Genomic DNA, 14347 nt, shown 5'->3' with positions numbered 1-14347 from the left:
CCTATCTCGAGGTTGCCGACCCGAAACTCTCCCACCCACCCGGTGACTCCCGGGTCCGGCCGTCGACGGTCACACCGCTGCCTTCGTGCACGCGGCCGATTCGTCGCCACCCGTCCGGCAACTCCACTTCGGGCGGAAAGCATGCGGCGAGGGCATGATCCTCGCCTCCCGTGAGCACCCAGCCCCACGGGTCGGCTCCGAGTTCCTCCGCCGCGGCCGTCAGACGTGGTCCGGGTTCGACGGTGTGCTGTTCCACGGTGATCGCGACGGCCGACGCGACCGCGATGTGCCCGAGGTCGGCGAGTAGCCCGTCGGAGATGTCGGTACCTGCATGAGCCCCGGCGAGCACGGCCCCTACCCCGGCCTCGTAGGGCGGTGACGGAACCCGGTGGGCGTCGACGAGATCAGTGAATCCGGTGTGTTCGGCCTCGAGCAGGGCCAGTCCCGCCGCGGACGCTCCGGTGCTACCGGCGAGCGCGACGATGTCGCCTGCGCGCGCCTCCGAACGCAGCAGCGGTGCGCGCCCCTGCAGATCACCGAGCACGGTGACGGCCACGATCACCTGGTCGGCCTGGACGAGGTCTCCCCCGACTACGCCGGCACCGATCGCTTCGGCGGCTTCACCGATACCCGCGGAGATCCCGTCGAGCACCGACACCGGAGTGTCGGGCGGGCAGCCGAGCCCCACGAGGAATGCGATGGGTCGCGCTCCCATCGCGGCGACGTCCGCACCGTTCTGCGCCACGGCCTTGCGCCCGACGTCGTACGGTGACGACCAGTCGAGCCGGAAATGGCGGCCTTCGACGAGCATGTCGGTGGAGACCGCGACCCGGCCGTCCGCCGCCGCCACGATGGCGGCGTCGTGACCGGGGCCCACCAGCGTCGTGGTTGGCTGTCGCCGACCGGAGGCCGCGCGGGCGATCGTGGGGAACTCCCCCACCTCGGCGACGGTGAGTTCCCGCTCGGAGCTGCTGGACGAACCGATCGGATTCGACACGGTGATTGGCGCCTCTTTCTCGATCGGCTGTGGTCTGGCGGAGTGCGTACCCTGCTAGCGTCGTCAAACGCTACCTTCCTACCCGCTCACTCTCCGATTCCGGGAAGACGATGAACGACAACTCTGCGCCCGACCCCGATCCGACTGCGGCGGATGCCACCGAGACCGCCGCTGAGGAGCCCCGCCGTAGCCCCGCGGTGATCGCGACGGCGGTCGCGCTTCCCATTGCACTGCTCACGGGCATCGTCGTGGCAGCCGTCATGGTGTCGCGTAACCCCGTGACGAGCCCGGTGGGGCTGGGACCGGTCCCCGCGCCCGAAGCGGAATCGAGCGCGTGCACCGACCTGCTCGCCGCACTTCCCGAAAACATCGGCGACTTCGCCCGGGCAGAGCTGGCAGACCCCGCACCGGTCGGTGCGGCAGCATGGCAGGCCGCCGACGCCTCCGAGGTTGTCGTGCGGTGCGGTCTCGAACGGCCCGCCGAGTTCGATCAGGCCGCTGCGTTGCAGATCATCGACGGGGTGCAGTGGTTCGAGGTCTCGGGCGCCGAGCAGGGTATCGATGCCAGCACGTGGTATGTCGTGGACCGTCCGGTCTATGTCGCACTGACCGTCCCGAACGGCTCGGGTCCGACGCCTCTGCAAGATATCTCGGCGGCGGTGGCCGATGTTCTGCCGCAGCAGGAGATCGACCCGGCTCCGGTGGAAGGTCCTTGAGTCGTCGCACTCACCGCGCGTGCATGGATCCGGTCTGCTCGAACCGCTGATGGAATCCGAAGGCCTCTCCGAGTAGGTGCGGTGTGTGCCCCGTGCCCTCGGTGGCTTCGGCACGGTCGACGTAGTCGGTCAGCTCCGCGCGGTAGTCGGGATGTGCACATTTCTCGATGACCACCCGTGAACGTCGGCGCGGCGAAAGACCTCGCAGGTCTGCAAGGCCCTGCTCGGTGACCAGCACCTGCACGTCGTGCTCGGTGTGGTCCACATGGGGCACCATCGGCACGATCGAGGAGATGGCGCCGTTGCGGGCGGTGGACGGACTGAGGAACATCGACAGGTAGCCGTTGCGGGCGAAGTCACCGGAACCGCCGATCCCGTTCATGATCCGCGTGCCCATCACATGGGTGGAGTTGACGTTGCCGTAGATGTCGGCCTCGAGCATTCCGTTCATGCCGATGATGCCGAGTCGCCGCACGATTTCCGGATGGTTACTGATCTCCTGGGGACGAAGCAAGATGCGTTCGCGGTAGAAATCGATGTTGTTCACCAATTTGTCGAGCCCGCTCTCCGACAGCGCCAACGCGGTCGCGGAGGCAAATCGCACCGTGCCGTCCTCGATCAGCTGCAGCATGCCGTCCTGGATGACCTCGGAGTAGCAGGTCAGTCCCTGGTACGGGCCGCGGGACAGGCCGGCGAGGACCGCGTTGGCGACATTGCCGATCCCGGCCTGCAGGGGAAGCAGGGTGTCGGCAGGCAGGCGGCCGGCCGACACCTCGTGGCCGAAGAAATCCAGGACGTGGATCGCGATCGCCTCGCTGGTGGCGTCCTGCGGGGTCAGCTTGCTCGGACTGTCGGGTGCGTGGGTTTCCACCACCGCGACGACGCGCTCGGGGTCGACCACGAAGTGCGGCTGCCCGATCCGGTCGTCCACGCCGGTGAGAAGGATCGGCGTGCGGTGCGGTGGCAGCGCGGTGCCGTAATAGATGTCGTGGCAGCCCGCGAGTCCTTCCGGGATCCAGGAGTTGACCTCGAGCACGATCCGCTCGGCCATGTCGAGCCAGGTCTTGCTGTTGCCGACGGATGTCGCCGCGATCAACTCACCCGATTCGGTGATACCGGCGATCTCCACCACCGCGACGTCGATCCTGCCGTAGTAGCCCTCCCAGACCTGCTGTGCCACGTGCGACAGGTGGATGTCGACGTAGTCCATCCGTCCTGCATTGATGCAGGCACGCGCGGTGGCCTCGGACTGGTAAGGCATCCGTAGCGCGACCCCATCGGTCTCGGCGAGCAGACGCTCGGTCTCGGCCGACACCGAGGCACCGGTGAGCAGGTCGATGGCGAAGTCATCGCCGGCGGCACGAGCACGGCGAATTCGCTCAGCGAGGGCGGGGGTAACAGCTTTCGGGGTACCGGCACTGGCAAAACCACTGATCGCAACGGTGTCGCCGGGGTGGATGTACCGGACTGCCTCTTCCGCGGAGACGACCTTGTCGAGAAAATCCCGGTTCCTGATCCGAGTCGAATTCGAGATCGGGGGAGCGGAGGCAGCGCTGATCGACATGCGGGCAGTTTAGCGGCGGTAACAATCTGTCCCTCACGCTACCCATGCCCGCAGAACAGAAACCACCGTAACGTACAGAGAGTAGGCCGCCGCGACGACTACTGAGCAACGGGTGGACGTCGGAGTTGTCGTGCACGATGGGGCACATGAGCACCCCGACAACCGATCTGCGCGACGATGCCGAACGACTGCTCCGAGAGTTGGCCGGGCCGGCCGCAACACTCCGCGACGACCAATGGACGGCGATCGAAGCGCTCGTGGTGCATCGTCGTCGTGCCCTGGTGGTGCAGCGCACGGGCTGGGGTAAATCCGCGGTGTACTTCATCTCCGCCAAACTTCTCCGTGCTCACGGGCACGGGCCCACCGTGATCGTGTCCCCCCTCCTCGCGTTGATGCGCAACCAGGTGGAGGCCGCCGAACGCGCAGGCGTTCACGCCGCGACGATCAACTCCGGGAATGTGACCGAGTGGGACGGCATCCATCAGCGCATCGCCGACGGACAGATCGATGTTCTGCTCGTCAGCCCCGAGCGGCTCAACAACCCGGACTTCCGCGATCAGGTTCTGCCGTCGCTGGCACGCGACGCAGGTCTAGTGGTGGTCGACGAGGCGCACTGCGTATCCGACTGGGGTCATGATTTCCGGCCCGACTACCGGCGCATCCGCACGCTCGTCGCCGAACTCGGTGAGGGCATCCCCGTGTTGGCCACCACGGCGACCGCGAACGACCGCGTGGTCGCCGACGTCGCGGCCCAACTCGGCGTCGGCGCGGGAACCGACGACACACTGGTCCTGCGAGGCGGGCTCGACCGTCCGTCGCTGCACCTGTCGGTGGTGCAGATCGACGAGCCTGCACGACGTGCCGCATGGCTTGCGCAGCATCTGCACGAACTTCCCGGCTCGGGAATCGTCTACGCACTGACGGTGTCCGCGGCACGCGACCTGGCGTCGCTGCTGGCCGACCATGGTCACGCGGTGGCCGCGTACACCGGGCAGACCGACACCGCCGAGCGTGAACAACTCGAGGCCGATCTCCTCGCGAACCGTGTCAAGGCACTGGTGGCGACCTCTGCGCTCGGGATGGGCTTCGACAAGCCGGACCTCGGGTTCGTGGTGCACCTCGGGGCCCCGTCGTCGCCGATCTCGTATTACCAGCAGGTCGGGCGCGCGGGTCGATCCACCGACCGCGCCGAGGTGATCCTCCTGCCCGGCAGTGAAGACCGGCAGATCTGGAAGTGGTTCGCGTCGGTCGCGTTCCCGGAGGAGTCGCTGGTTCGCCGCGTGATCGGCGCGCTGGATCATGAACGTCCGTTGTCCACGCAGGCCCTCGAGCCCCGTGTCGACCTCAACAGGTCCAGACTCGAGATGGTGCTCAAGGTCCTCGATGTCGACGGGGCGGTGCGCCGCGTCAAGGGCGGCTGGATCGCGACCGGGCAGCCGTGGGAGTACGACGCCGAGCGCTATGCCCGCCTCGAAGTGGCGCGCACGACCGAGCAGGAGGCGATGCTCGAGTACGAGCGGACCGCGGGTTGCCGCATGGTCTTCCTGCGGCGCCAGTTGGACGATCCCGAATCCAGTCCGGACATGCCCGGGTGCGGTCGGTGCGACAACTGCACCGGAGTCCGCTGGGATGCCGGTGTCGACGACGAGGAGGTGCAGCGCACCCGCACCCGACTCGAGCGTCCGGGTGTCGATCTGCCGCCCCGCAAGCAATGGCCCACCGGAATGGCGACTCTTGGCGTGAAGTTGTCCGGGAAGATCACCGACGGGCCGGAGCCCGGCCGTGTGCTCGGTCGGTTGTCCGATCTCGGGTGGGGCCCGCGGCTGCGCTCGCTGCTGGACGGTCCCGATGCCGAGGCACCCGAGTCCGTCGTGAAGGCCGCGGTGGCGGTGCTGGCGGCGTGGGACTGGGCCGAACGCCCGAGCGCGGTGATGGCGCTCGACTCACCCGACCATCCGATACTGGTGGAATCGCTCGCCGAGCAACTCGCTCGACTCGGTCGCCTGCAGAACCTGGGTGTCCTGCGGCGGCGCCCCGGTGCGCCGGCGGTGATCGCTGCGAATTCTGCGTACCGGATCGCCGCGTTGGTCGACGCGTGGGAGCCGGTGGATCTCGACGGGCATCACGGACCTGTACTCCTCGTCGACGCCGTCACCGACACCGGGTGGACCTTGACGATGGCGGCACGACATCTCACCGCGGCGGGAGCCGAGGGGGTGCTCCCCTTCGCGCTGGCGAGCCCGAAGTAATCGCTCGAGGAGCGCCGGTCGATACACAATTGTGACCGGCCTCACAATCGGCGCCTCACCTGCACAGAGCCCGGGTTATTCACCGCCGATTCGGACCAATGGGGTGATTTCGATCCGGACTCTTGTTAAGTTCGAACTACTTATGAAGCCCGTTATGGAGAGTAGTACCCCAACGACTGAACCGGCTGAATTGAGTTTTCGGAGTCTGCAGATCTCCGACGGAAAGCGTTTGTGGCAGATTGCCCGCGATTCCGAGGTGCTCGACGTCAATTCCGGTTATGCGTATGTGCTGTGGTGTCGCGACTTCGCCGACACGTCGGTGGTCGCAACCGACGAGACCGATCGTCCGGTCGGATTCATCACCGGCTACCGCAGGCAGGATTCCCCCCAGACGCTGTTCGTGTGGCAGGTTGCTGTCGACGCAGATCAGCGTGGTCGCGGAGTCGCCGGGCGCATGCTCGACTCCCTTCTCGATCGACTCCGCCCGTCCGGTGTGACCCGGTTGGAAACCACCGTGAGCCCCGACAACGCGGCCTCGATCGCCATGTTCACCGCCCTGGCACGACGCCGTGGCACTCATATCACGCGAACCGATTTGTTCGCTCCCGATGATTTTCCCGATTCACACCTGGCGGAAGATCTTTACACGATCGGCGACTGATCAGGCATTACGGATAATTCCCGAGCCACGTTCGTCATCGAAATTCATCACAGGAGGACCAGAGAAAATGACCATCCTGGAAGACAAGCCCGGCACCCACGCTGGTAACGATATCTTCGAGAGCCTCGAATCCGAGGTCCGCAGTTACAGCCGTGGGTGGCCCGCAGTATTCGACACGGCGTCCGGCTCCTGGTTGCGGAGCGAAGACGGCAAGGACTACCTGGACTTCTTCGCCGGTGCCGGGGCCCTGAACTACGGCCACAACAATCCGATCCTGAAGTCCGCCCTGGTGGACTACATCATGAAGGACGGGATCACTCACGGCCTCGACATGATGACCACCGCCAAGCGCGATCTGCTCGAGACGTTCGAGCGTGTGATCCTGAAGCCGCGTGGACTCGACTACAAGGTCCAGTTCCCCGGCCCGACCGGCACCAACACCGTCGAAGCCGCTCTCAAGCTGGCCCGTAAGGTCACCGGTCGCGAATCGATCATCAACTTCACCAACGCGTTCCACGGCATGACGCTCGGCGCGCTGTCGGTCACCGGCAACTCGATGAAGCGCGCCGGTGCCGGTGTGCCGCTCGTACACGCCACTCCGATGCCGTTCGACAACTACTTCAACGGTGTCACCGAGGACTTCCAGTGGTTCTCCCGCGTGCTCGACGACTCCGGCAGTGGCCTCAACCGGCCCGCCGCGGTGATCGTCGAGACCGTCCAGGGTGAAGGTGGCGTCAATGTCGCGCGCGCCGAATGGCTTCGCGCCCTGGCAGATCTGTGCTCCGAACGTGAGATTCTGCTCATCGTCGACGACGTCCAGATGGGCTGCGGCCGTACGGGTGCGTTCTTCTCCTTCGAGGAGGCCGGCATCACCCCCGACATCGTGACGCTGTCGAAGTCGATCGGTGGCTACGGCATGCCGATGGCCCTCACACTCTTCAAGCGCGAGCTCGACGTCTGGGGCCCCGGCGAACACAACGGCACCTTCCGTGGCAACAGCCCGTCATTCATCACCGCGACTGCAGCACTGAACCACTACTGGACCAACGACGAACTCGAGCGCGGCACGCTGCGCAAGGGTGAGCGTATCCATCAGACCTTCATGAACCTGTCCGACATGTTCGAGGGTGTTTCCACCCGCGGACGCGGCCTGGTACAGGGTCTGGTCTTCGACGAACCGTCCGATGCCCAGAAGGTGTGCAGTATCGCTTTCGAGCAGGGGCTGTTGGCGGAGACGTCGGGACCGTCCGACCAGGTCGTCAAGCTGCTGCCGCCGCTGACCATCTCCGACGACGAACTCGAGTTCGGTCTGAACATCCTCGCCGAGGCCACCGCCAAGGTCCGTTCCTGACCGTTCGTCCCCCAGTTCACCAGTAGAAAGAGCATTGCTTCACATGATCGTGCGCACCACCGAGGAAATCACCGGGACCGAGCGTGACATCACATCCGAAGACGGACAGTGGCGCAGCAAGCGCATCGTCCTCGCCGGAGACAAGGTCGGATTCTCGTTCCACGAGACCACCATCGAGGCCGGAACGATCAACGAGTTCCACTACGCCAACCACATCGAGGCGGTCTGGCTGGTGGAGGGCACCGGCAAGCTGCGCGACCTCGACAACGATGTGGTGTACGACATCGGCCCCGGATCGATGTACCTGCTCAACGGACACGAGCGGCACCGCGTCGAGCCGGAGACGCGCATGCGGATGCTCTGCGTGTTCAACCCGCCGGTCACCGGCCGAGAGGTACACGACGAGAACGGGGTCTACCCGCTCATCGTCGAAGAAACTGCCTGATCGTCCCCATAATCGGGGTCACACAGCGTGACCGATGCGGGACGGACGCATAGAGTCGAGGCCATGGCCTCCTCTCAGCGTTCGCCCCGCATTGCTGTAGGTCCGCGACCAGACGAGATGTTCGTCCGCGCAGTGACCAGCGGAGGCGGGATCGCGGTGCCCTTCGAGGAGAGTCCCGACGGCCTGATCTGGACCGGCACGCCGGATCTGTTTCCCGCAGTCCTTCCCGAATCGGTGCGCTGGGTTCAGCTTCCCGCCGCAGGCGTCGAGAACTGGCTCACCGAGGGCGTCATCAAGCAGCACCCGCAGGTGCTGTGGACCTCCGCAGCCGGGGCGTACTCCGCAACGGTCGCCGAACACGCGCTGATGCTGCTGCTCGCCGGTGTGCGGGCGCTCCCCCACCACCTCGCGGCGAGGTCGTGGGTACCCGACGAGTTCCATCCGCGTCTGGGCACGCTCCGCGGGGCCACGATCGGCATCGTCGGCGCGGGCGGGATCGGACGCGCGCTCATCCCGATGCTCGCGTCACTCGGCGCCCAGACGCTGGCCGTCAATCGCAGCGGACGCCCGGTGCCCGGCGCCGTCGAGACCTTCCCTGCTGAGCTGATAGACGAGATCTGGCCTCTCGCAGATCATTTCGTCGTCGCCGCAGCGGCCACACCAGATACCGAGCAGCTGATCGGCGCGGAGGAACTGGCCGCGATGAAGCCGACCGCGTGGCTGGTCAACATCGCACGTGGCAGCCTCATCGACACCGACGCGCTGGTCGGCGCCCTGACGGCAGGCACGATCGCGGGCGCAGGACTCGATGTCACCGACCCCGAACCCCTCCCCGACGGGCACCCTCTGTGGTCGCTGCCCAATGCGATGATCACGCCACACGACTCGAATCCCCCGGCCCTGCGGGTGCCCGCCTACGTCGAGCGGGTGGTCGAGAACATCACGCGGTTCGCGTCGGGCGTCGAACCTGTCGCGGTGATCGATGTGAGCGCGGGCTACTGAGACTCGGCCTCTTCCGGGTTGTGTCGCTCGTCCCGATCTGCCCATTCCAGTAGCTGATCGAGTGAGAACGCGTCGTCGTCGATTCCGGCGTGCAGGTCTCCGAGTTTCGCGAAGCGGTCGGGGACCGTCTCGATGGTGAAGTCGCGGGATTCGAGGTCGTCGATCTCGTCCCACCGCACCGGCGCCGATACGGTCCCCTCCGGAACACCGCGCACCGAGTACGCGCTCGCGAGCGTGTGGTCGCGAGCGTTCTGGTTGTAGTCGACGAACACCGCGGCTGGATCCCTGTCCTTGCGCCACCACGTGGTGGTCACTTCCCTGGGCGCACGCCGCTCCACCTCCCGAGCGAAAGCCAGTGCAGCCCTGCGTACATCGTCGAATCCCCACCTCGGTTCGATCCGGACGTAGACGTGCAACCCGTGCCCGCCCGAGGTCTTCGGCCACCCCACCGCGCCGAGCTCGTGGAGCACCTCGTGCGCGACCGATGCAACACGTCGCACCTTCCCGAAGTCGCATTCGGGCATCGGGTCGAGATCGATCCTCCACTCGTCGGGTCTCTCCACGTCGGTGCGGCGCGAGTTCCACGGATGGAACTCCACCGTCGACATCTGCACCGCCCACACGACATCGGCGAGATGCGTGACGCACAATTCGTCAGCGTCGCGGTTGTATCGCGGAAAGTGCACGCGGACGGTCTGCACCCAGTCGGGTGCGCCGCGCGGCAGCCGCTTCTGATGCACCTTGTCGCCGTCCAACCCATCGGGGAACCGGTGCAGCATGCACGGGCGATCCCGCAGCGCGCGGACGATGCCGTCGCCGACAGCCATGTAGTACCGGGCCAGATCGAGCTTGGTGATCCCGAGCTTCGGAAAGTAGACGCGCTCGGGATGCGATATCCGCACCGTTCGGCCCTCGACGTCCAGCTCGACAGCCGTCGACGAGTCCTTTGCTGCTCCCATTCCCCGACTCCCGTCGTCGATCCTCCTCACAGTCCATGGTCGCCCGTGGCTGCGCTCCGCACACGGCATTCGCCGACATCGAGGAGCGCCCGGGGTTACCGCAGAGCGACAGCGACGTAGGGTTCAGTGCATGTTCGTCAAGATCTGCGGCCTCCGGGAACCTGAGCACGTTGCGGCAGCAGTCTCGGCCGGCGCCGACGCCATCGGGTTCGTCCTGACCGAGAGCCCCCGGAAGGTCACCCCGGAACGCGCGGCCGAGCTGGCCGCCGGAGTACCCGAAACCGTGCTCACCGTCGGCGTGTTCGCCGGACAATCGGTCGCGGAGGTCCGGGAGTTCGCCGACGCCGCCGGGGTCCGCGCGATCCAGTTGCACGGCAACTACCCGGTCGAGTCCTTCACCGCACTCGCAGAGCACTCCGCTCGGCTGATCCGCGCGGTGGGCGCCGACACCGCTCAGCCTTTGACTGCGGGTGCGTTCGGAGAGGACATGCTGCTGGTGGACGCACCGAAACCGGGCAGTGGTGAATCCTGGGACCCTGCGTCACTGCCGTCACTGCCGACCGGGCAGTGGCTGCTTGCCGGCGGTCTCTACCCCGACACCGTCGCCGCAGCCGTCGCCGCCGTCCGCCCCTGGGGTGTCGACGTCTCGAGCGGTGTCGAAGTGTCGCGCGGAGTGAAGGACTCCGACGCGATCCGCCGGTTCATCGCTGCAGCCAAGGGCGCAGGCGCGCGCTGACACTGCAGGCATTCGCCGACATCGACCGCCTTCGGGCGATACCGTCGAACGGTGCTGTTGGCTCAGGTGGTCGAGACCTCCTCCGCGGTCGCCGCGACTCGATCGAGAAAGGTCAAGACGGCGGCTCTGCGTGCGCTGCTTGCACTGGCGACCACCGACGAAGTCGAGCCTGTGGTGTCGTGGTTGTCCGGTGTGCTGCCGCAGGGACGCATCGGCGTGGGGTTTCGCACACTCACGACGCTGAAAGCAGCGCCTGCCGACCACCCGACTCTGACGGTGACGGAAGTCGACTCTCTCGTCGACCGCATCGCCGGTGTGTCCGGTTCCGGATCGACCGGAGTCAGACGCGAGCTGCTGTCGGATCTGTTCACCTGCGCCACCGCGGATGAGCAGGTCTTCCTGGTGCAGTTGCTCGGCGGGGAGCTCCGACAGGGCGCGCTGGAAGGGGTCATGACCGACGCCGTCGCGGCCACCGCGGAACTGCCGGTCGACGCCGTGCGACGCGCGGTGATGCTCTCGGGGCAACTTCCCCGCGCGGCCGCCGCCGCGTTTGCCGGTGGCCTCGACGCCCTGTCCGCCTTCCGGCTCGAGCTCGGCCGCCCGGTCCGGCCGATGCTCGCCGTGCCCGCCGAGTCCGTCGAATCGGCGCTCGACGAGTTCGCCGGCGAATGCTCCGTCGAGTACAAACTCGACGGAGCGCGCATTCAGGTGCACCGCGACGGCGACTCGGTGTGGGTGTTCACGCGGACTCTGCGCGACATCACCTCGTCGGTACCCGAAGTCGTCGAACTCGTCGCCGGATTACCCTGCCGCAGTGTCGTTCTGGACGGAGAAACACTCGCCCTCAACGACTCCGGGCGACCACGCCCCTTCCAGGAGACCATGAGTCGCTTCGGAGCGAGAAGCACCCGCGAACTTCTCCTCCGTCCGTACTTCTTCGACTGCCTCCATCTCGACGGCGTCGATCTGCTCGATCTGCCGCTGTCCGAACGTCGTGCCTCCCTCGATCGTGTCGCCGGTGCGCATCGGGTTTCGGCGGTGGTCTCACCGGACACAGCTGCCGCGCATGCCCACCTCGAGGCAGCCCTCGAACACGGTCACGAAGGGGTCATGGTCAAGTCCCTGTCGTCACGGTATCTGGCCGGTCGCCGAGGCCACGCGTGGCAGAAGATCAAACCCGAGCACACTCTCGACCTGATCGTTCTCGGCGCCGAATGGGGCTACGGACGCCGCACCGGGTACCTGTCCAACCTGCACCTCGGCGCCCGCGACCCAAACGGCGGCCCCCCGATCATGGTCGGAAAGACCTTCAAAGGGCTGACCGACGAACTTCTGCGATGGCAGACCACCCGGTTTCCGGACTTCGAATCCCACCGTGACGACCACACCGTCTACCTGCGACCGGAGTTGGTCGTGGAGATCGAACTCGACGGTGTGCAGAGCAGCACCCGCTATCCGGGCGGTGTCGCGCTTCGCTTCGCCCGGGTTCTGCGCTATCGCCCCGACAAGTCTCCCGCCGACGCCGATAGCATCGACGCCGTCCGGGGCTTGCTCCCCGCCCGGAGCACGAACACGGCACCGCAGGAATAGCATGGGGGCCGCGAAGGAGGGCCCGTGTTCGGTAGTCAGATGACGACGGTGACGAACCCGTCCGAGAAGTTGTATGCGCTCGTGGACGGACGACGCGTCGCGGTCCTCACCGGTGCCGGGGTGTCGACGGATTCCGGGATCCCCGATTACCGCGGGCCCGATTCGCCGCCGCGCAATCCCATGACGTTTCAGGAGTTCGTCGGTGATCCGGTGTTCCGCCAGCGGTACTGGGCTCGTAACCACGTCGGCTGGCGATACATGGACGCGGCACGGCCGAATACCGGTCACCGCGCACTCGCCGCGCTCGAACGGAGCGGAACCGTCCTCGGTGTCATCACCCAGAACGTCGACCTGCTGCACATGAAGGCGGGAAGTCGTCGCGTGATCGATCTACACGGCACGTACGCACAGGTTCGTTGCCTCGCATGCGAGAACCGCATCTCGCGGTTCACGTTGCACGAACGGTTGTCGGCAGCGAACCCCGGCTTCGCCGAACGTACCCACGCCGTCACCGGGCTCGAGGTCGCGCCCGATGCCGACGCCGTCGTTGCGGACACCAGTGACTTCGTCGTCGTCGATTGCGACCGGTGCGGCGGCATGCTCAAACCCGACATCGTGTACTTCGGTGAGATCGTGCCGCGCCCCCGTGTCGAAGCGGCCTTCGAATTGGTCGACGAAGCGGATGTGCTTCTCGTCGCGGGAAGTTCACTGACCGTGCAGTCGGGGCTACGTTTCGTCCGTCGCGCGGTCGCACGAGAAATCCCGGTCGCGATCGTGAATCGGGGTCCGAGCCGCGGAGACACTCACGCGACGCTGAAGGTCGATGCGGGCGCCTCCGAGGTACTCAGCGCCCTCGAATGCGCTGGTGCTACAGCCGAGCATTGATCTGATGACTGAACTTTCCTCGCGTTACCCGGGTTCCCGTGGGTCGTGAGGCAACGGAAACCCGCACGACTGGGGGAAAGTGTCGCACTAGATACGCACCAGATCGTCGGCGTGCACGACCGGTCGCTGCAGGTCCTGAGGCAGCTGACGCGTTGAGAATCCGATCATGAAGTCGAGCTCGCTCGGGTCGTAGGCCACGACACCACGGGCGATGGTGTGGTCGTCCGGTCCGATGAGCGCGACAACGTCGCCGGCATGGAAGCTGCCGCTCATCCCGGTCACGCCGGCCGCGAGCAGCGACCTGCGGCGTTCGACGACAGCGCGCACCGCACCCGCATCGAGATGCAGGGTGCCGACGGTATCGGCCGCATGCCGAACCCAGAAGTGGCGGGCCGACATACGCTCGGGACGCGCAGCGAATGCCGTACCCACATCAGCAGCACTCAAAGCCTTGTCGGCATCCGACGCGGCGGCCAGCAGCACCGGCACCCCGGAGTCGGCGGCGAGCCGCGCCGCAGAAAGCTTGGTTGCCATCCCGCCGGTACCGAGCGCACCGCCGGACCCCGCCACGACGCCGTCGAGATCTTCGGGGCTGGTGACCTCGGGGATCAGAGTTGCTCCGCCCTTTCGGGGATCGCCGTCGTACAGCCCGTCGACGTCCGAGAGCAGGACCAGTGCGTCCGCGCTGGTCAGGTGCGACACGAGCGCAGCGAGGCGGTCGTTGTCGCCGAAACGCAGCTCGACGGTCGCTACTGTGTCGTTCTCGTTCACGATGGGCACCGCTCCCAGCGACCGCAGTCGGTCGAGGGTGCGCTGCGCGTTGCGATGCTGAGTGCGTCGGGCGATGTCGTCGGCGGTGAGGAGCACCTGACCGACAGTGCGGTCGTACCGGGCGAACGAGGTTCCCCAGGCGTGCGCGAGGGCAAGCTGCCCCACGCTCGCTGCGGCCTGCTTGGTCGCGAGGTCGCGGGGTCGTGTGGTCAGGCCGAGAGGTGCCAGTCCGGCACCCACCGCCCCGGACGACACCACCGTGACGTTCGAACCGGCCCGCATGCGCCCTTCGATGGCGTCGACGAGCTGATCGAGACGTTCACGGTCGAGGCCACCGGCCAGGCTCGTGATCGCCGACGATCCGATCTTGACGACGATGCTGCGTGCGGAAGCGATGACCCCTCGGGTGTCGCTCACTGTT

13 protein-coding genes are annotated in these 14347 nt (G+C 66.5%); 9 read left to right on the top strand and 4 right to left on the bottom strand.

Features of this window, described 5'->3' with window-relative positions:
* Window position 1: 1 nt before the first annotated feature.
* A complete protein-coding gene (locus ACFWCF_RS19195; RefSeq protein ID WP_378564618.1) occupies window positions 2-997 on the bottom strand; it encodes a thiamine-phosphate kinase in 996 nt (331 codons plus the stop codon).
* Window positions 998-1107: 110 nt separating this feature from the next.
* On the opposite strand from ACFWCF_RS19195, the gene ACFWCF_RS19190 reads away from it, so the two are divergent.
* Window positions 1108-1713 (top strand): DUF3515 domain-containing protein, encoded by a 606-nt coding sequence (locus tag ACFWCF_RS19190; RefSeq protein WP_378564615.1) that lies wholly within the window; start codon window positions 1108-1110, stop codon window positions 1711-1713.
* Between the two features lie 10 nt (window positions 1714-1723).
* Here the strand turns inward: ACFWCF_RS19190 and ACFWCF_RS19185 are convergent, their stop codons facing one another.
* Complete coding sequence (locus tag ACFWCF_RS19185) at window positions 1724-3277, bottom strand: acetyl-CoA hydrolase/transferase family protein (protein WP_378564612.1); 1554 nt, start codon at window positions 3275-3277, stop codon at window positions 1724-1726.
* Window positions 3278-3423: 146 nt separating this feature from the next.
* On the opposite strand from ACFWCF_RS19185, the gene ACFWCF_RS19180 reads away from it, so the two are divergent.
* The 5 genes from ACFWCF_RS19180 to ACFWCF_RS19160 all read left to right on the top strand — a co-directional run bounded on the left by ACFWCF_RS19180 (window position 3424) and on the right by ACFWCF_RS19160 (window position 8985).
* Window positions 3424-5526: a RecQ family ATP-dependent DNA helicase gene (locus ACFWCF_RS19180; protein ID WP_378489921.1), complete on the top strand. Its 2103-nt coding sequence runs from the start codon at window positions 3424-3426 to the stop codon at window positions 5524-5526.
* 142 nt (window positions 5527-5668) lie between these two features.
* A complete protein-coding gene (gene ectA / locus ACFWCF_RS19175; protein WP_378489922.1) occupies window positions 5669-6187 on the top strand; it encodes a diaminobutyrate acetyltransferase in 519 nt (172 codons plus the stop codon).
* A 67-nt stretch (window positions 6188-6254) separates the two neighbouring features.
* On the top strand, window positions 6255-7538 hold the full coding sequence (ectB, locus tag ACFWCF_RS19170) for a diaminobutyrate--2-oxoglutarate transaminase (RefSeq protein ID WP_378489923.1): 1284 nt from the start codon (window positions 6255-6257) through the stop codon (window positions 7536-7538).
* Between the two features lie 43 nt (window positions 7539-7581).
* Complete coding sequence (locus ACFWCF_RS19165; protein ID WP_378489924.1) at window positions 7582-7983, top strand: ectoine synthase; 402 nt, start codon at window positions 7582-7584, stop codon at window positions 7981-7983.
* Window positions 7984-8046: 63 nt separating this feature from the next.
* A complete protein-coding gene (locus ACFWCF_RS19160; protein ID WP_378564609.1) occupies window positions 8047-8985 on the top strand; it encodes a D-isomer specific 2-hydroxyacid dehydrogenase family protein in 939 nt (312 codons plus the stop codon).
* On the opposite strand, the gene ligD is transcribed toward ACFWCF_RS19160, so the two are convergent.
* The gene (gene ligD, locus ACFWCF_RS19155; protein WP_378564606.1) at window positions 8979-9944 is read right to left on the bottom strand and encodes a non-homologous end-joining DNA ligase; all 966 of its coding nucleotides are present in this window, start codon (window positions 9942-9944) and stop codon (window positions 8979-8981) included. The two genes, ACFWCF_RS19160 and ligD, sit on opposite strands and share 7 nt — an antisense overlap.
* Before the next feature lie 130 nt (window positions 9945-10074).
* Between ligD and ACFWCF_RS19150 the strand changes: the two genes are divergently transcribed.
* Genes ACFWCF_RS19150 through ACFWCF_RS19140 form a run of 3 tightly spaced genes read left to right on the top strand, consistent with a single transcriptional unit; the run spans window position 10075 to window position 13155 of the window.
* Entirely contained in the window at window positions 10075-10680 is a 606-nt protein-coding gene (locus tag ACFWCF_RS19150; protein ID WP_378564603.1) for a phosphoribosylanthranilate isomerase, read from the top strand.
* Between the two features lie 51 nt (window positions 10681-10731).
* A complete protein-coding gene (locus tag ACFWCF_RS19145; protein ID WP_378564600.1) occupies window positions 10732-12270 on the top strand; it encodes an ATP-dependent DNA ligase in 1539 nt (512 codons plus the stop codon).
* Window positions 12271-12309: 39 nt separating this feature from the next.
* Window positions 12310-13155, top strand: a complete 846-nt coding sequence (locus tag ACFWCF_RS19140; protein ID WP_378564979.1) for a Sir2 family NAD-dependent protein deacetylase — start codon at window positions 12310-12312, stop codon at window positions 13153-13155.
* A gap of 87 nt (window positions 13156-13242) precedes the next feature.
* On the opposite strand, the gene proB is transcribed toward ACFWCF_RS19140, so the two are convergent.
* Window positions 13243-14343, bottom strand: a complete 1101-nt coding sequence (gene proB, locus ACFWCF_RS19135) for a glutamate 5-kinase (RefSeq protein ID WP_378564597.1) — start codon at window positions 14341-14343, stop codon at window positions 13243-13245.
* Window positions 14344-14347: the final 4 nt, after the last annotated feature.

Origin of the sequence: Rhodococcus sp. NPDC060090 (assembly GCF_042729855.1) — a bacterium.
In the GTDB taxonomy this organism is placed as follows: domain Bacteria; phylum Actinomycetota; class Actinomycetes; order Mycobacteriales; family Mycobacteriaceae; genus Rhodococcus.
This window is presented reverse-complemented; position numbering and strand designations above follow the sequence as displayed.